This is a genomic window from Spirosoma migulaei, from assembly GCF_054776855.1.
Genome location: NZ_BAAHBG010000010.1, coordinates 391,145 through 408,782, shown reverse-complemented (window position 1 = coordinate 408,782; position 17,638 = coordinate 391,145). Strand labels below are relative to the sequence as shown.

Below are 17,638 nucleotides of genomic sequence, written 5' to 3'. Positions count from 1 at the left end.
ATAGGCAACAATAGAATCACGAGAAGCCATAGAATCAATAGTAAAGACAACGAATGAAGATATATAAACGGCTGATGGCGTATGCCAAGCCTTATGGAAAGTTTGTAATTCCCTTTTTTGGCTTCACGCTCATAGCGGTGTTTTTCAACGTATTTCAGTTTGCGCTGATCATCCCGCTCCTTAATTTCCTCTTTGACCCACTCAACACGGCCGATGCCGCTAAATACGCGCTGGTACCCGAATTTCAACTGTCGCCAGCGTATTTTAAGGATCTGTTTTACCATCAAATCTATCAGTTCAAAACAACTAAGCCCATTTACGCGCTCTATTTTCTGGCGGGTATGATTGTGGTGGCGGTCATCCTGACCAATTTTTTTCGGTTTCTGGCGCAGCAATGCTTACTCAATGCCAGAACCTTGCTGGTGAAACGACTCCGGGAAGCCCTCTTTGAAAAAATCAATTACCTGCATCTGGGTTATTTCACCAAAGAGCACAAAGGTGATCTGCTCTCCCGGCTCAATGGCGATGTGTATGCCATTGAAAGCGTGGCCGGTAGCTCTATTGAAATTGTGTTTAAGGAGCCCTATCTGTTGATCGGGTACTTTGTGGCGTTGTTCACGATCTCAGTTAAGCTGACACTCTTTACGCTCGTTATTATCCCCATTTCGGCGGTTGGGATTGCAGCTGTGACCAAAAAGTTGAAAAAGGAAGCTCAGGATGTACAATCATCCATGGGTCGGATGCTGACCATCATGGATGAAACCCTGCTCGGAATGCGGATTCTGCGGTCGTTCAACGCCACCGATTTTGTCCTGAAGCGTTTCAGCCGCGAAAACGATTTTTACCGACAGGCAAGTCTGGAAGGTTTTAAACGACGGGAACTGGCCCCTGCGTTCTCCGAAGCATCGGGTGTGTTTGTGGTCGCCTGTATTCTGGTGTACGGAGGTGGTTTGGTGCTGAACAGCCAGAGTAATTTGCAGGCGGGTTCGTTTATCGCCTTCATTGCCATTTTCTCGCAGGTAATTCGGCCGGCTAAAGCAATTGTTGTGGCGCTGACCAATATTCAGCAGGGGCAAGCTGCGGGTGAGCGTATTCTTGAACTGCTGGACAAACCCATCGAGATACAAGATAAACCGACCGCCAGGGTCCTGGAGGGTTTTCGGCAGGACATCGTTTTTGAAAACGTCAGCTTCCAGTATGGCGACAAACCCGTTCTGAGAAATATCAATTTCAGAATCGCTAAAGGCCGGAAAATTGCGTTGGTGGGGCCGTCTGGCGTAGGGAAATCTACTATTGCTGACCTGATTCCCCGATTTTATGAAGTTACAACGGGACGTGTTACCATAGACGGCGTTGATGTGCGGGACTATACGATGGAATCGTTGCGGCAACAGATGAGTTTTGTAACCCAGGAGATCATTCTGTTCCACGATACGATCTTCAATAACATCGCATTGGGCAAGCCGGACGCCAGTGTGGAGGACGTTATTGAAGCAGCCAAAGTAGCCAATGCACACAACTTTATTATGGAGACCGAAGACGGCTACAACACCATTATTGGCGACAGAGGGATTCGCCTGAGTGGTGGTCAGCGCCAGCGGTTGAGCATTGCCCGAGCGGTGTTTAAAAAGCCTTCGATTCTGATTCTGGATGAGGCCACGTCTGCGCTGGATATCGAATCAGAAAAATCGGTTCAGGATGCGCTCAATAACCTGATGGAAGGCCGCACAACGCTAGTCATCGCCCACCGACTCAGCACAATTAAAGAGGCCGATGAGATTCTGATTATGGAAGGCGGAGAAATTATAGAACGGGGCAATCACTACGAATTGCTCAACAGCCAGAACAGTGTCTATAAACGCCTGAACCGCATGCAGGAATTAGTGAGTTAGTTAGGGGTTGCCCGATACATAATTAACGGCTTTGACAAATCGGGCTAATACCTTGTCCCACGTGTAATTCTGCTTGACGTAGGTACGTCCGTTTTCGCCCATAGTAGCTGTATCCTGCGATAACAGTTGCTGAACGGCGTTCTCGAAGCTGGGATAGTCGGTGAATAACAAACCGCCCTGGCTGCTAGTGATGTGATCCTTCAGTACTTCGCACTGTTCATTGGCAAGCACGGGGATGCCATAGGCAAAACTTTCCAGCGTAACCATCGACAGACTTTCGTATTGGGAAGGAATGATCAGGGCTTTGGCTCCTTTTAACAGGGAAACTTTCACATCTTCATCCACAAAGCCTGCGGGTAGGATATCGGCATGATCGGGAATGGGCATAAACGCCTGACCAACCAATACGAGTTTTAGCGGGGAGGGATGGATTTCCTTGTATTGGATAAAGTAGTCGAACAGCATGTCACAACATTTCGCCTTGTCAATTCGGCCAATGTATATCACGTACGGAGCATCTGTATGCAGTAGGGTAGCCACCGGAGTAGGGGAAACTACGTCAGTCGTTTCGATACCGATACCGAGAACATCGTTGTAAATAGCTTCATTGTGAAACTGTTTATGAACGAAGCGTTTTTCGGCGGGCGTGAGGAATAGGATCGCTTTCGGTTTATGAAATACGGCTGGGAATACCGGCAGGTAAATGGGTAGTTCGTCGTGCGCCGTTGGTATGAAAATCGACTTTTTAGGGGCGATGTTCAACCCGGCAATGGTAGGGTAATAGAGGTAGGTAATGAAGATCAGGGCATCATACTGCCGATGGTTATGCTTCAGATACGTAATCAGGTCGGGTGTATAAGGGCCCTGGTGTTGCGCCCACCGTAAACCGAAGCGTCGAACCGTTTTGCCTACCAGCGCGCGGCCCCACATTTTCAAAAAGCCGAACCCCTGCCATTCCTCCGGCCGCGACCATTTTTTGAGTTTACGCTCCGTCTCGTACTGCAAATGATCTTTCGCCTGTCGTTCGTACTCCGTGGCAAACCGGTGTACCCGAACCCCGTTTATCGTTGTTGTGGCGGCCGGATAATAATTGGCCCAGGTAATGTATTCCAGCGCGCAACTGGTCAGTACGTCTACGTCGTAGGTTCCAACCAGCCGTTCGGCCAGTATGCGGCAGAGATACTCGGCTCCCCCATTCACTTCTACTCCATATCGCTGAACGATAAAGGCTATTTTTTTCATGTAAAAGCAGGGCCAGTAACGCATTTTGACGTGCCTTACTGGCTGTTAATGACTGTACAAACAAGGAATTTTGTCGCCAACTCCCCATTTCTACTTCATTAACCTGCATTGACGGGGTCGTGTTTGACCGAATCCGCATCAACTGGAACATTTTGGCCGGTTGTTGCGCTTACAGCAAGCTAGTTGTCCAGTGCCTGATAGACCAATACGTCAAACTTTTTGTCAAGCTCACCACCATAGGTAGTGCCCCACATTTGTTTCATCAGTACCACGCTGATTTTCTCTTTAGGGTCGGCAAAGTAGTGCGTACTGAATGCACCACCCCACGAAAACGTACCGATACTATTGAGGTCTTTTGCGTGTCCCTTATCATTGATGACTTCGAAACCCAGACTGAAATAGCTACCGGGATCGGGAAATAAGGTGCCGGTTTGGTTGCTGTTCGTGAATAGCTCAACGCCTTTTCGGCTCAATAACCGTTTCCCGTTATAAACGCCATCATTGAGCAGCATTTGCAGGAAAATAGCGTAGTCATAGGCTGTGCTGGATAAACCGCCACCGCCAGAATAGTATGTTTTTGCGCCCATGATCGGGAAATCGGGATCGACGGGTAGCGTTTTAATGCTGGCCGTTTTTATCAGTTTTTTCTCTTTGTCTTCCGAATACAGCGCCACCAGACGATCTTTTTTCGCATCGGGTAAATAGAAATACGTGTCCTTCATGCCCAGTGGCTCAAAAATTCGTTTCTGAAAAAACTCCGCCAGCGTTTGTCCCGACACCACTTCGACCAGATAGCCCAGCACATCGATACTCAGGCCATAGGTCCATTTTTCGCCGGGCTGGTGGTTGAGTGGTTGCTTGGCGAGTTTCTTGACCATATCGCCCAGTTTGAGATTATCGGTAACGAAGGCATCAGGAATACCACCAGCTTTCGTGTAAATAGCCCGCATGCGAGGGTCGCTGGCAATAACATTGTAGTTGAGTCCCGACATATGCGAAAGCAAGTGCCGAACGGTAATTTCCCGTTTGGCCGGAATGGTCGTGTAGGTACTGTCTTTCTCGTTGAATTTGTCGAGGACTACGGGTTTGGCAAATTCAGGAATGTATTTGCTGATGGGATCATCGAGCATGATTTTGCCTTCTTCGTGAAGCATCATTACCGCCAGTGACGTAATGGCTTTAGTCATGGAAGCAATCCGGAAAATGGCATCCTTCGCCATCGGTTTGTTCGTTTCCAGATCCGATTTGCCAAATGATTTGTGGTACACGATTTTGCCGTCCTTCACCACAATAGCCGCCACACCCGGAAAAGCGCCTTTATCGATATACGACTGAATAAGTCCGTCGATCCGGTTGAGTCGTTCGGGATAAAATCCGGCTGATTCAGGAGACGCAACCGTTAAGAGCTGGGGATTTTGTTTAGTGCCGGTTTGCGCATGGAGGGAGATGGCGGTGAGCGCAACCAACGCAATAGCCCGGAATGTAGTTTTTAGGGTCATGGAGTTTATGAATTAAGGGCACTAACATTTAGGAATAAATTTAACCACAGAGGCACAGAGAACACAGAGTTAAAAAATTACTTATTTAAATCTCCGTGTTCTCTGTGCCTCTGTGGTTAATAATGGTGTTTGGTACTCAATTGTCAACGTCTTTAACAACCGGCCTCGCATCATTGACGCGCTTCTCGTAGGGTATCCGAAAGGCTTCCAAATTAGGAACATATTGACGTTTTCGTTTCAACTCAAATTGATGGATCGTTTGCCCTAACTGGTACAAAAATGGGTGGCCTACGCTGTCAAACTCATACTTGTCGTCGTTCAGGATACCATCGCTATTGACGTAGAGGGTGGCCGTTAGCATGTACTCCACCTTGTTTTTGAAATCGACAACGTAGGATGCATCTGTAAGAAAACCATACGCCCAGCCCACTTTATTAAACACCCGAATCCCTTCGGGCATCTGGTGATGCAGACTGTTCATAAAGAAGAATTTTACGTAACTGTCGTAGTACTGTTTGGCGTCGTATTTCGGGTAATTGGTTTCGCTGGGGTACTGCGAGAGGTATTGGTACAAAAAGCGGTAGTCGTCCTTCGTCAGATTGAACCGTTGCTTTGTTGGTACTGACTGGGGGAACATGACCGACTGAAGTATTTGCTGAAAAGCTTCGAGTGGGAATTTATTGCGTTCAGTGAAATCAAAAGGCTGATGTACCAGGCTGTCTCTCAGGTAATAACCCCTGCCCAGTTTGGCGACGCGCCGGAAATCAAAAGGATCTTCATTGTAAGCCGCCGGTTGGGCATAAATCAGTTTTCCATCGTCCTGAATAAATCGAACGGGGTTTGTATGTCGGTTTTCGTCGTTGGTCATGCGCACGAATCGGTGGGTGATGCGTGTATCCAGATAACCCTTAGCATGCAAGGAGCGGTTGATTTCGCTCTGCCCCACAAACTCATACATGCGGCTGTACGGGTCATTCTCACTCACCAGAAAGGCTTTTCTAATTAGATGAGCAATCGATGGATAACCAGCCTGCGCTGTCTTATCGGTCCATTCCCTGGTTTGTTTGCTATACGCACTGTCGAACTGCATGGACGTGAATTTAGTCACGTTGGGTTTGTTCAATCGATTGAGTTTTTCCAGCGACAACAACGCCAATGGCAGCTTCACCGTAGAGGCCGGATTGAAATACTCGGTACTATCGACATGGAAATAATAATTCGTGAACGAGGGCTTATTGGCCTTATCCCGGTTGATCTGCGTGTAGATGATTTGCAGTCGATACGTTTCCGGATGCTTGATCACTTCCTGGAAAATTGGACTCCTGTTCGTCGACAATAAATTTGTCAGGAACGCATCCGTTCGAGCCTGACCGAAGCCGGATGTGACGAGGGCACCCAGGAGGAAAATTCCGGCGAGACGTTTTTTGACAGATTGCATAACCGCCAAGAGAATTTTAAGGTTATTTATAATTCAGTTTTTGTCATTCCGACCGTAGGGAGGAATCTCAAGCTCCTCATTAGTCAAGCTTAAGATTCCTCCCTACGGTCGGAATGACAAAAATCACAGAACCAACTGCGTAAACAACCGCGTGAGTGTTTCGCCCGCATCGACGCACAAGCCGGGATGAACCGGTGATGTTTGCACCACCGTACTGCGCGTTGCGGTGAGCCAGCGAAACCGCTCGGCTATCGGGAGTTTGCCAATGGTTCCCCCCTGTGCGCGACCTGCACATATTCGCTCAAAAGCACCCAGCCGATCGGCCAGTTCCTGCATGTCCAGCTCCGATGAAAATGCGTGAAGACGATGTTCATTTAACGCAAATTTCGTTTGTAGGAAGCCCTGCGAACGACAATATACAATGACGCCGACGTTCAGAAATTCTTCCCGGTCAACGCGCGGCATAACCCGAATGACGGCGTACTCAAACAAGTGCATTTTTGGCCTCTTTAGCTGCGTTGACGAAAATTTCTGATGCGGCCAGCCGATCGACTAGAAACCGGGCATACACCTCGCGCTGTTCGGAAGCTGACTCTGCAACCCCGTTGTTCGCCAACCATTCATCGGGCACTAACGACACAATGTTCTGAATATGATTGGCCGTAAGTAGTTGATGAAACTCAGCATCAACCGCGTCGAGTTCGGTTGCCTGAGGCAGCAACACATGGTCTTTGATCGGCGCAAATGGCCGTCGGCTCTGTTCGGGCCAGGTGGGGCCGGTATGGTGTACATAGAGCGACGCACCATGATCGATCAGCCATAATTCTTTATGCCACATGAGCATATTTGTATTTCGAGCAGTGCGATCTACGTTCATCACGAACGCATCCAACCACACAATCTTGGAGGCTAACTGAGCATCGACATGATTCAGAATGGGATCGAATGTGATGGAGCCGGATAAGTAGTGAAGGCCAAGATTAAGCCCCTCACTAGCCCGCAGTAAATCCTGAATTTCTTCGTCGGGCTCAGTTCGGCCGAAGGCCTCATCGAGGTTGATAAACACGATTTCGGGTATACGCAGGCCAAGCGCCCTGGCTAGTTCACCCGCAACGAGTTCGGCAATGAGGGCTTTGGAGCCCTGCCCGGCTCCCCGAAATTTTAGCACGTACAAGAACTCATCGTCGGCTTCGACAAGAGCGGGTAAAGAACCGCCTTCACGCAACGGCTTGGCGTAGCGGATTACGTTGACGGTTCGGAGGTCAGGTTGAGTATAGGACACAAGGCGCGATTCGAAATGTTCTGTAGATAGCGGAGGCAAATCTACCGTCCTGGAAATTTAGGGCTAATTTTCAAAAGAGAGCACTTTCCTGTTTAGATACTACGACTCATAATCGGTTTCGGCGCTAATGGAATGGCGTTTTTTGCTTAGTACTAACCCATTACTACCCGTTGTCAAGTCCGCCAGGCTGGCCAATTTCAGCGCCTGTACATTTGCCAGCGTCAATCAGTTAGTACTGCCGTTCTACGTGTATGCCGGTGGCATCTAACGAGTAATTTTAAACTCAAAATACGATGAACCCAATGAATTTGTCTTCTATAAACTCAATCAAACCTTATCATGATGCAGGCCTGAATAAACTGTACGGGCTTCTTTTTTGCGACAGTACAGATTTATACAAATCAGCAACGCAGCCAACGGGCTATCCCTGGGATACATTGCTTGCCGAAAACCCGGATCTCGGTACAGTACAGGCTATTTCGGTCGACGAAACGCTGGAAACAAGGCCGCAGATACTGGCGTATAATTTGCTTTTAGCCAAAGGATTTCCTGTACACGCTAAAGAACTGCTAGGTGTCATTATTGAGGTTGCGGTCGGTGATGGACTCGACGTCCTGGCGGCCTTTAAAGACGGAACCTGTCGGTACATTAATCACACCGAAAAACTGCTTGTCTGGGATACACAGACCGATAAATCCAACCAGTTAGTTAGCCAGCTCTTCGCCAGCAGTATGACGGTTGTGCATCGAATTGGGCTCTGGGATCAAGGGCGAACCTCATTTCCAACGGCGGGTATGATCAAGCTGACATTCCTGGTTTCGGATGGACTTTATTTTGGACTGGGCCCATTTGATGCTTTACAACGTGACCCAATGGCTGGCCCCGTTATTCAATCAGCCGTTCAGCTAATGACGTATCTGGTCGATCAGGCTATATGACCAGCGCTTCAGCAAACTGGATTCTATTGATTCTAATGAGTTTCGCCGTTCTATGCGTTCTCGCTTGGCTTTTCGACCGGGCTGGCGTACCAGTGCGGGATATTGGTTTAAGGGCCTTTGGCCCCCGCGTTCCCGCTTGGCTACGCCGAGTGAGGATTATTAGTTCAAGGGCCTCTGGCCCGTTTCTGAACTTAATACGACATTCACCGGCCAGAGGCCGTTTAAAAAATAGCCCTCACTCGGCGAAGCCAAGCGAGAACATGAGCGAGTCTAATTCGTTTGCGAAGGATGGGATTTCGTACGCCATATTTCCGAAATGTGGCATTCGAAATCCCATCCTTCGCAAACAGTTAATGAGCTGGAATCGGTATTTTTAGGGCTCTGTTTACTTCTGAGTAAAATGACCCACCTGGCTCAATGAAAAAAAACGTTTGCTTCAGTCTGTTATTTATTTGCCTTCTTTCTTCTCTAACGCAAGCTCAAAACTGGTACAAAGGGAACCTTCACACGCACTCGCTCTGGAGCGATGGCGACGACTATCCCGAAATGATCATGGATTGGTACAAGGCGAATGGCTACCAATTTGTGGGCTTATCGGATCATAATATTTTACAGGATGTTGATAAGTGGGTCAATGTGCCTCGGCAGCAAGATCGGCGACGAACGTTTGACCGCTACCTGCGCACCTTTGGCCCCGATTGGGTTGTGTATCAAAAAGGGGCCAATGATTCGCTGAAAGTCCGGCTTAAAAAACTGGACGAATACCGCAGTTACTTTGAAGAACCCGGTAAGTTCTTGATCCTCAAAAACGAAGAACTCTCGACGGGCTATCAGGGCAAACCGATTCATATCAATGTAACGAATGTGAAGAATCTCATTCGGCCATTACCCGGCAATAGCGTTGCCGATGTGATGCAGAACAATATTGATCAGGTGATTGCCCAGCGACGGTTGACGGGCCAACCGATGTTCTCGCACATCAATCACCCCAATTTTTATTATGCCGTTAAAGCCGAGGACCTGATGCAGCTTCGGCATGAGCGTTTTTTTGAAGTCTTTAACGGGCATCATCTGGTGAATAACTACGGCGACAGTACCCATGAAGGCACGGAGTCGATGTGGGATAAAATCAACCTTCATTTCCTGCAACAGGGCCGCCCGCTCATGTACGGACTGGGTACCGACGATAGCCACAATTATTACTTTTTCGGGCCTACGTTTGCCAATTCAGGACGAAGCTGGGTGATGGTCAATGCGCCCGTATTGACACCCAAAGCCCTCATTGAAGCTATGGAAGCTGGGCGTTTTTATACGAGTTCGGGCGTTACGCTAAAGCAATTGCCCCAATTTGGAAAGACGCTTACCGTACGGGTAAAAACCGAGCCAGACGTAACCTACCGCATTCAGTTTTTTGGTGTTCGAAAAGGGAGTCAACAGGCTGAATTATTGCGTGAAATAGCTGATTCCGCGGCTACCTACACGCTGACGGATGATGTTTTACTGGTTCGGGCTAAGGTTATATCGACTAAACCAAAGTACAATCCATTTATGCCAGGCGACGTAGAAACAGCCTGGACACAACCCATTGCGCAATCGCTGGTGCCGCAGCCCCTCTCTGGTATCGTTGCGCTACCCAATGCGCATGCCCATAACGATTATGAGCAATCGCGACCACTCTTGGATGCGCTGGACAGTGGATTCGCGAGTGTCGAAGCGGATGTCCATCTCATTGACGATACCTTGTATGTGGCCCATGATCGGCCTACGTTCAAAAATCCGGCGGCAACCCTTGAAAATCGGTATTTAAAGCCTCTGGCAGAGCGAATTCGGCAGAATGGTGGTCATGCACTGGCTGGTTATAAAGGACCTTTTTATCTGATGATCGATGCCAAAACGAATGCGGATAGCACCTATCAGGCCTTAGATAAGGTTTTGCAGCGCTATCGCTCGATCTTAACAACCGGAAACAAAACTAAAAATCAGGCGGGTATAGTTACGGTCGTGCTGTCGGGCAATCGGCCGATACAAACCCTGGTCAATGCCAAATCAAGATTGCTTTCGGTCGATGGTCGCCCGGCCGATTTAGGAAAGGGATATAACTCGGCAGTAATGGCACTCATTAGTGATTCGTATCCGAACCAGTTGAGCTGGCGAGGAAAAGGCGATATGCCTGCCGATGAATTCCAGAAGCTGAGCCAACTGGTTGAGCGGGTGCATAAAGAAGGTAAAAAACTGAGACTCTGGGCCAGCCCCGAAGACCCGGCCGTTTGGGCGAAACTGCGCGAAGCGGGTGTCGATTTTATCAGTACAGACCAACTCGTGCTGGCGAGGGATTTTTTGTTGAAAGCGGGGAGTAACTGATCTGTATAGCATCAGCGTTCGGGATTAATTAGGCAAAAGGCTTTTTCTCCAGCAGTATGCCCGATTAATCCTGAACTCCGCTTAATTTGGTGACGCAATACAACCTCCTCCTGCATGAACGTCCGATTTGCTACCCACTTATTTCTTTTTCTATTCACTGTTACGTGGCCTATTAGGGCACAGACCAACTCGGCCACATTGACTACCGAACTAAACTCGCTCTTTGCCAATACGCCCGACTTTAGCGGTGTCGTGCTCATTGCCGACAAGGGCAAACCGGTTTATGAAAAAGCATTCGGGTATAAAAATTTTGAGACCAAAGCGCCCATAACCACATCGTCTATTTTCGAACTGGCGTCGGTGTCGAAACAGTTTACGGCCATGACCATCCTGATGCTGAAGCAGGAAGGTAAACTGGCTTACGATGATCTGATTGAAAAATACATTCCGGGCTTGCCCTATCCGGGAATTACCATCCGCCACTTGCTCAACCACACGTCGGGTTTGCCCGATTATCAGGATGTAATGGATAAGCATTGGGACAAGAGCAAGGTGGCAAACAACGCCGATAACATTGCCTATTTGATTCAATATCACCCGGCTAAACTAGCCGAACCAGGAGCCAAATACCAGTATAGCAATACGGGCTATATGCTGCTTGCCAGTATTACTGAAAAAGCCAGTGGTCAGGACTTTATCGAGTTTTGCCGGGCTCGTATTTTCAAACCGGTTGGCATGACACATACCGATATTCGCACCCGCGACGCAAAGATCAAACTGCCCGACATGGCCTGGGGCTATATGTATGTACCTGACAAAAAGCGTTACGTGCGGGCCGATTCGTTTCCTGAATTCAACTATGCGATCTGGCTGGGCAACCGCAAAGGCCCCGGCCGGATCAGCTCCACCGCTGGCGATCTACTGAAATGGGATCGGGCACTATACACCAATAAACTGGTGAGTCAGCAAACTTTACAGGAGGCTTTTACACCTGCCAAATTGAACGATAGCTCCTTAACGCACTATGGATTTGGGTGGGAGATAAAGCAGAACGATAAACTCGGCAAAGTGGTGTGGCACGACGGCGATAATCCCGGTTATAAAACCCAAATCATGCGCTATATCGATGTCGATAAAACCATTATTGTGCTTTGTAACAATGCCCACGAAAAGTTGCCGGTTATTCTAAAGACAATAGAGGGATTGGTAGAGAATAGTAAATGATTTATTGACTACAGAGACACGGAGAACACAGAATTATTCTCCGTGTCTCTGTGGTCAATAAGCTTATCTGACTGATTGTAAAATATAAAAGTAAATCTCCTTCCGGGTTTCAAACCCCATTGCTTTATACACGTTGACCGCCCGAACATTATCGGACCGTACGTGAAGATAGGGCGTGCCAGCTGCGGCCTGAATCCGACAAAGTTGACGGATAATCAGATGCCGGGCATAGCCTCTGCTCAAATAATCCGGGTGGGTACAAACGGCACTGATCTCTGCAAATTCATACGCATGTAACCGCTGGCCAGCCATCGCAATGAGGTCTTCGCCCTCAAAAATTCCTTCGTAATGGCCAAAGTCAATGGTCTTGCTGGCAAAGGGGCCTGGGACTGTCAATTCGGTTAAAGCCAGCATTTGAGGGACGTGCTGTTCGGTTAATGAAATGACCGTCGGGCCGGTTGGTGATTGTTCGGCTGGTTTGGTATACACCATCTGGAAACCATCCAGCCGGTGTAGCACCTTCCAGGGATCAGCTATCGACAATAGCCTATCGCTGATTAGAACAATCGGCGTAGCAAAGGGTATTGTCTGATGCAACAATTCCAAATTAGCCTGTGTAGGTTCGGCTACTGCAGCAAACGGGGATACGTCGGGTGTAAAATATTTAGCTGTTTCCGTCCCATTCGCCAGGGCTTTGTTGCCAGATAGCAGGGCATACCAGGCGGGGTTATCCAGAATATGTTTCATCAAGTTGACGGGATCACAGATTGTGGTTATACGTACTAATTTAGTTAGGCAGAGTTAAGTCCGACTACGAAGCCGCTACGCGAGCGGCCGGTTGAATGTAGATAAAAATTAGGGGCGAAGTTGTTCTCTGCTCTACGTTTAGGTAAGTTTCATTAAATGAACCTGCCAGTTCTAGGGTCATTTCCACCGCTTTTAAAGCTAGGCCCGCCTTCTGTATAGTCTTCCTGATAGCCCCTTTCCGACTGTATTAGTTTTGATTCGTCAACAGGGAAATAGACACAGAAAGTTTTCTTTCCTCACCGGCTCAGGCGACTGAATCATCGTAAAACAGAATCTAACTTTTCTATTTTTAATCACACAATGATCACTCATTCAACCATTAAAACAGTACGTGTAGTAGCAATCCTGGCCATCTCTGGCCTGGTTGGTTTAAGTTCCTGCAGCAAAAAAAGCGATGATGTAGTACCGGCGCCAACCCAAACTACACCCACAACAACCACTACACCCACGACGACCACCGCAACAACAACGCCCGGCCAGTCAACCACGCAGACCACCTCTACATTGGGTTTCTATACAAAAATAGACGGTAAGGTGTTTCAGCCTGATTTAGTATATGCCCGAGTGGCAGCACCCGGTAACGAAGGTTACTACGCTATTTATGGGCTCGACAGCAAAACGAGCGATGTGGTCATGATTGCCTTGCCCTATTCGGCCCTGATTGGTACCCATCCATTAAGCTACGTTAATTTCGGGGCGCTTTCCCTTGGCGACGGTTCCGATTCCTTCTCTACACGCGTGCAGCCTGGTGATGGCACCGTTACGATCACAAACATGACCACTACAACCGTTGAAGGTACGTTTTCCTTCACGGCCTATAGCGACAAAGGGGTGAAGCGTACAATCACCGAAGGTAAGTTCAGTGTACCCTTTAAATAGCCTCAAAATTGAGTACATATGACAACCGCCAGCTTTGTAAAGAGCTGGCGGTTTTTGTGTGATCACAGTACTATAAAGTTTTAATGACGCCCTAAAATGTTGTACATTAAGGACCTATTCGTAGTTGACACAACAAAGAATGATTAACCTGGACCTGATTAGACAAGTAGCCCTGTCTCTGCCCGAAACAACCGAACAGCCCCATTTCGAAAAACCTTCGTTTAAAGTAGGTAAAAAGATATTTGCTACCTACAATGGACCGCATAATCGGGTCTGTGTGAAGTTGTCTGAAATAGACCAGGACGTTTTTTCGACGTTTGATAGCTCGATTATTTATCCCGTTCCGAATAAGTGGGGAAAGCAGGGTTGGACACTCATCAACCTCGCTAATGTTCCTGAAGAGACACTGGTCGATGCCCTCACAATGGCCTACTGCGAAGTGGCCCCTAAAAAGCTAGCCATGATAGTCAAACAAAGTCGATATGAGTAAAAAAGGATAAGAGTAAATATACTTAGTATAACGAAGTGTCCGTATGAGTATATATGGGCACTTTGCTGCTTTTGTAACCTCCGTAAATTTAAATTTTAAGTTTTTTTAAGAACTATGTGTGTTATTATTAGAATTCTCATTAAAATTTCGGATTGACATGCTAAAACAGAATTATATTCTCTAAGATTACTCTTTCATTCTAACCTATTCTAAGACTATGTTAAAAAACGTACTTTATTGCGTTTTGTTGGTATTTGCCGTAACTGGGCCTCTTTGGGCGCAGGACAGGCAGATAACCGGCATTGTGCGTGATGAGCAGGATAAGTCTATCGCTGGTGTAAACGTGGTTATCAAAGGAACCTCGCGAGGAACAACAACGGATGCTGAAGGTGGATTTAAACTAACCGTACCCAGCGGAAGTGCTGTATTGACAATTTCATCGGTAGGCTATGTAGCAAAAGATGTTGCTATATCTGCTGGACAAGCTCAGATCACGGTATCACTAGTGGCCGATGACCGGCTGCTGGGCGAGGTGGTGGTAACGGCCTTAGGGATCAAACGGGAAGCTAAAGCGCTGAGTTATGCTACGCAAAGCATTAAGCCTGCTCAGATCAATGAGGTTCGGGATGGTAACGTACTGAATACACTGCAAGGCAAGATTGCTGGTGCGTATATTACCCAGGGTTCAGGCGGACCCGGTACGGGATCACGGATTGTGTTGCGGGGTAACCGCTCTATTCAGGGGACAAACAACGCGCTGATCGTTGTGGATGGTGTGCCTATCAATAACAGCACATTCGGACAGGCAACCAGCGATTTTGGTAGTGTAGCCAATTCGGACGGTGCATCGAACGTCAATCCCGATGATATTGAGAACGTTACGGTGTTACGTGGTGCGTCGGCGGCTGCGTTATACGGTAGTCAGGCTGCTAATGGTGTAATCCTGATGACAACGAAACGCGGGAAAGCAGGACGCGTAGCGGTCGATATAAACTCGGGTGTTTCGATCGATAAGCCGTTTGCGTTGCCGATGGTGCAGAACCAATACGGCCAGGGCGTTGGCGGCAAAATGGACCCTGCTGTTGGGGCTAGCTGGGGCGCGGCCATGACGGGCCAGTCGTATACAAACTACCTGGGCAAAACGGATACCTACTCGGCTCAACCCAACAACATCCGTGATTTCTTCCGCACGGCGGTAAGCTTCAATAATTCGATCGGTATTACGGGTGGTTCAGAGAAGTCGCAGACGTATCTGTCATACACCAATAATGCATTACAGGGAACGGTGCCGGGCAATGATCTAATGCGCCACACGATCAACCTTCGCCTGTCGAATCAGATCAGCTCGAAGTTATCGACCGATGCCAAAATAACCTACATCAATCAGTCGGTGGTGAACAAGCCACGGACGGGTGAAGAAAATGCGCCGGTGATTGACCTGTATCAGATTCCGCGCAACGTTAGTCTGGCTACGGCTCAGAACTATGCCGCACCGAATGCCTTCAATATACAAACACCAACGGCCTGGCCATCGACCCTATCGTCGATCTACCAGAACCCGTACTGGATGACCAACCAAACGGCCATCAACCAGTATCGTGACCGGGTGATTGGCTTCGTTTCGGCAAGGTATCAATTGACTAACTTCCTGAGCATTCAGGGACGCGCCAACCTCGATAAGTACTTCGACAAAAACGAAGAAAGTTACTCGCAGGGTACAATTTTATGGGCCAATCAGGCAGGTGGTAAATTCGCCCGGAACAACATTGTTAATACCCAAAGCTGGTATGATCTGTTGATTGAAGGGAAAAACAGCCTTGGCAAAGACCTGACGCTTGATTATCAGGCCGGTGCCATCATTCAGGACATTCGTTACCAATCAACGAATGCAGTAGCAGACGGCCTGAACGTACCGAACCGGTTCAACCTGAACTTTGGTACGAACCTGAGCGTAACGGATGATTTTATTCGTAAGCAGACACAGTCGTTGTTCGGGCAGGCATCGCTGGCCTGGCGGGATGCTATTTTCGTGAACGCCAGCTTGCGTAATGACTGGTCATCGTCATTGCCCAAGCCGTATTCGTTCCAGTATCCATCGGTAGGCGCATCGGTCGTTCTATCGGATCTGTTGAAACTGTCAGGGCCGCTATCGTTCCTGAAAATCAACGGTTCATACGCGCAGGTGGGTAATTCAGCCGACGCCTATCTCTTACAGACCAACTACTCGTATGCGCAGGGGGCCGGATCTGGCTTTATCAGCCGGGATGGTACACAGGCCATTGGCAATCTGAAGCCTGAGATTACGAAGAGTCTGGAAGTTGGGGTTGAAGCGCGCTTCTTTAGCAACCGCCTGGGTGCTACGGTTACGGCCTATAAAACGAACTCGATCAACCAGTTGCTAAAGCTGGGCCTGGCCCCAGCATCTGGCTTCCAGGATCAATACATCAATGCGGGCGATATCCGCAACATGGGTCTTGAAGTGGTGATTAATGGAACCGCCATCAAAACGGATCAGTTTAGCTGGGATCTGACCCTGAACATGGGCCTGAACCGCAACAAAATCCTTAGCCTGTCGCCTGATATTAAAACGGCGTTTCTGTCGGGTGGCTATGGCCGGTCGGCATCACCGATTGTGGCAGAGGGCGGGTCGTACGGCGACATCGTATCCTATCGTTGGGCAAAAGATGCGGCTACCGGTCAATACCTGATTGGCTCACAGTCGAATAGCTCAACCGTTTCGGAAGCATCGGTTTCGTCGACAGGCTTGCCAGTTGCCACGAAAGAGCAGGAATTGATTGGAAACTTCAACCCAAAAATGCAATTGGGTTTTACAAACTCCTTTACCTACAAAGGCTTTTCGCTCCGCTTCCTGGTTGATGGCCGGTTTGGTGGCATTGCCGTTTCGGGTACCGAAATGAACCTGGCGTTTAGCGGTATTCCCGAAGTAACGGCTCAGAAGCGTGATGGTGGCTGGGTGTTGCCAGGTGTAACGGCTGGTGTTGCCGGTGCCGATGGAGTAACGTTGATTGGTGCAGGCAAAACCAATTCAACGGCTATTTCGGCCGAGCAGTTCTGGCAAACCGTATCGGGCAAGCGGTACGGCTGGGGTGAGTTCTTTGCCTATGATGCCACCAACGTTCGCCTGCGCGAAATATCGATTGGGTACGGTATTCCAGTGCCTTCGAATTTCTTCATCAAGTCGGCCCGGTTGTCGTTCGTAGCCCGCAACTTGTTCTGGATTTACCGGGGTAGTTCTATTCTGGATATTCCGGGCATTGGCAAACGCAAAATGTGGTTCGATCCCGACATGAACCTAACCAATGGTAATTTCCAGGGCGTTGAATACGGTACGCTACCATCGAATCGGAGCATCGGTTTGAATCTGAAACTTTCTTTTTAATTCGAAACTATCGTCATTATGACATCCTATAAAAAGCTATTGCGACAAACGCTCGTGGCGGCAAGCCTATCGGCTCCGTTGTTCTGGGCTGTTGGCTGCACGAAGAATTTCGACGAGATCAACACCAACCAAACCAAGATATCGGTTATTGGTGCGGGTCATCAGCCTGTAAGCGACTACGTTCTA

At 48.4% G+C, this 17,638-nt stretch carries 14 protein-coding genes; 8 read left to right on the top strand and 6 right to left on the bottom strand.

What is annotated here, in order from left to right; genetic code table 11:
* Positions 1 to 53 precede the first annotated feature (53 nt).
* The gene (locus tag ACYVGO_RS12235; RefSeq protein ID WP_460969511.1) at positions 54 to 1,892 is read left to right on the top strand and encodes an ABC transporter ATP-binding protein; all 1,839 of its coding nucleotides are present in this window, start codon (positions 54 to 56) and stop codon (positions 1,890 to 1,892) included.
* Here ACYVGO_RS12235 and ACYVGO_RS12230 read toward each other — a convergent pair whose 3' ends face one another.
* The 5 genes from ACYVGO_RS12230 to ACYVGO_RS12210 all read right to left on the bottom strand — a co-directional run bounded on the left by ACYVGO_RS12230 (position 1,893) and on the right by ACYVGO_RS12210 (position 7,353).
* Positions 1,893 to 3,134, bottom strand: a complete 1,242-nt coding sequence (locus ACYVGO_RS12230; RefSeq protein ID WP_460969510.1) for a glycosyltransferase family 4 protein — start codon at positions 3,132 to 3,134, stop codon at positions 1,893 to 1,895.
* Positions 3,135 to 3,313: 179 nt separating this feature from the next.
* Complete coding sequence (locus tag ACYVGO_RS12225) at positions 3,314 to 4,633, bottom strand: serine hydrolase domain-containing protein (protein ID WP_460969509.1); 1,320 nt, start codon at positions 4,631 to 4,633, stop codon at positions 3,314 to 3,316.
* Positions 4,634 to 4,769: 136 nt separating this feature from the next.
* Positions 4,770 to 6,071 carry a serine hydrolase gene (locus ACYVGO_RS12220; RefSeq protein ID WP_460969508.1) on the bottom strand — a complete coding sequence of 434 codons (1,302 nt, stop codon included), beginning with the start codon at positions 6,069 to 6,071 and terminating at the stop codon, positions 4,770 to 4,772.
* A 123-nt stretch (positions 6,072 to 6,194) separates the two neighbouring features.
* Entirely contained in the window at positions 6,195 to 6,569 is a 375-nt protein-coding gene (locus ACYVGO_RS12215; protein WP_142771298.1) for a DUF3037 domain-containing protein, read from the bottom strand.
* Positions 6,556 to 7,353 (bottom strand): HipA family kinase, encoded by a 798-nt coding sequence (locus tag ACYVGO_RS12210; protein ID WP_460969507.1) that lies wholly within the window; start codon positions 7,351 to 7,353, stop codon positions 6,556 to 6,558. Before ACYVGO_RS12210 ends, ACYVGO_RS12215 begins: the two co-directional genes overlap by 14 nt.
* A 127-nt stretch (positions 7,354 to 7,480) precedes the next feature.
* Here ACYVGO_RS12210 and ACYVGO_RS12205 point away from each other — a divergent pair, with 127 nt between their 5' ends.
* The 4 genes from ACYVGO_RS12205 to ACYVGO_RS12190 all read left to right on the top strand — a co-directional run bounded on the left by ACYVGO_RS12205 (position 7,481) and on the right by ACYVGO_RS12190 (position 11,876).
* The gene (locus ACYVGO_RS12205; RefSeq protein WP_460969506.1) at positions 7,481 to 7,621 is read left to right on the top strand and encodes a hypothetical protein; all 141 of its coding nucleotides are present in this window, start codon (positions 7,481 to 7,483) and stop codon (positions 7,619 to 7,621) included.
* Positions 7,622 to 7,655: 34 nt separating this feature from the next.
* On the top strand, positions 7,656 to 8,291 hold the full coding sequence (locus ACYVGO_RS12200; RefSeq protein ID WP_460969505.1) for a hypothetical protein: 636 nt from the start codon (positions 7,656 to 7,658) through the stop codon (positions 8,289 to 8,291).
* A 417-nt stretch (positions 8,292 to 8,708) separates the two neighbouring features.
* The gene (locus ACYVGO_RS12195; protein WP_460969504.1) at positions 8,709 to 10,652 is read left to right on the top strand and encodes a histidinol-phosphatase; all 1,944 of its coding nucleotides are present in this window, start codon (positions 8,709 to 8,711) and stop codon (positions 10,650 to 10,652) included.
* Positions 10,653 to 10,766: 114 nt separating this feature from the next.
* A complete protein-coding gene (locus ACYVGO_RS12190) occupies positions 10,767 to 11,876 on the top strand; it encodes a serine hydrolase domain-containing protein (protein ID WP_460969503.1) in 1,110 nt (369 codons plus the stop codon).
* Positions 11,877 to 11,939: 63 nt separating this feature from the next.
* Here ACYVGO_RS12190 and ACYVGO_RS12185 read toward each other — a convergent pair whose 3' ends face one another.
* Positions 11,940 to 12,623, bottom strand: a complete 684-nt coding sequence (locus ACYVGO_RS12185; protein ID WP_460969502.1) for a GNAT family N-acetyltransferase — start codon at positions 12,621 to 12,623, stop codon at positions 11,940 to 11,942.
* Between the two features lie 360 nt (positions 12,624 to 12,983).
* Between ACYVGO_RS12185 and ACYVGO_RS12180 the strand changes: the two genes are divergently transcribed.
* The 3 genes from ACYVGO_RS12180 to ACYVGO_RS12170 all read left to right on the top strand — a co-directional run bounded on the left by ACYVGO_RS12180 (position 12,984) and on the right by ACYVGO_RS12170 (position 17,452).
* Positions 12,984 to 13,562, top strand: coding sequence for a DUF6252 domain-containing protein (locus ACYVGO_RS12180; protein WP_460969501.1), 579 nt, complete (start codon positions 12,984 to 12,986; stop codon positions 13,560 to 13,562).
* Between the two features lie 139 nt (positions 13,563 to 13,701).
* Positions 13,702 to 14,052 carry an MmcQ/YjbR family DNA-binding protein gene (locus ACYVGO_RS12175; RefSeq protein ID WP_142771306.1) on the top strand — a complete coding sequence of 117 codons (351 nt, stop codon included), beginning with the start codon at positions 13,702 to 13,704 and terminating at the stop codon, positions 14,050 to 14,052.
* Between the two features lie 217 nt (positions 14,053 to 14,269).
* Positions 14,270 to 17,452, top strand: a complete 3,183-nt coding sequence (locus ACYVGO_RS12170; RefSeq protein ID WP_460969500.1) for a SusC/RagA family TonB-linked outer membrane protein — start codon at positions 14,270 to 14,272, stop codon at positions 17,450 to 17,452.
* Positions 17,453 to 17,638: the final 186 nt, after the last annotated feature.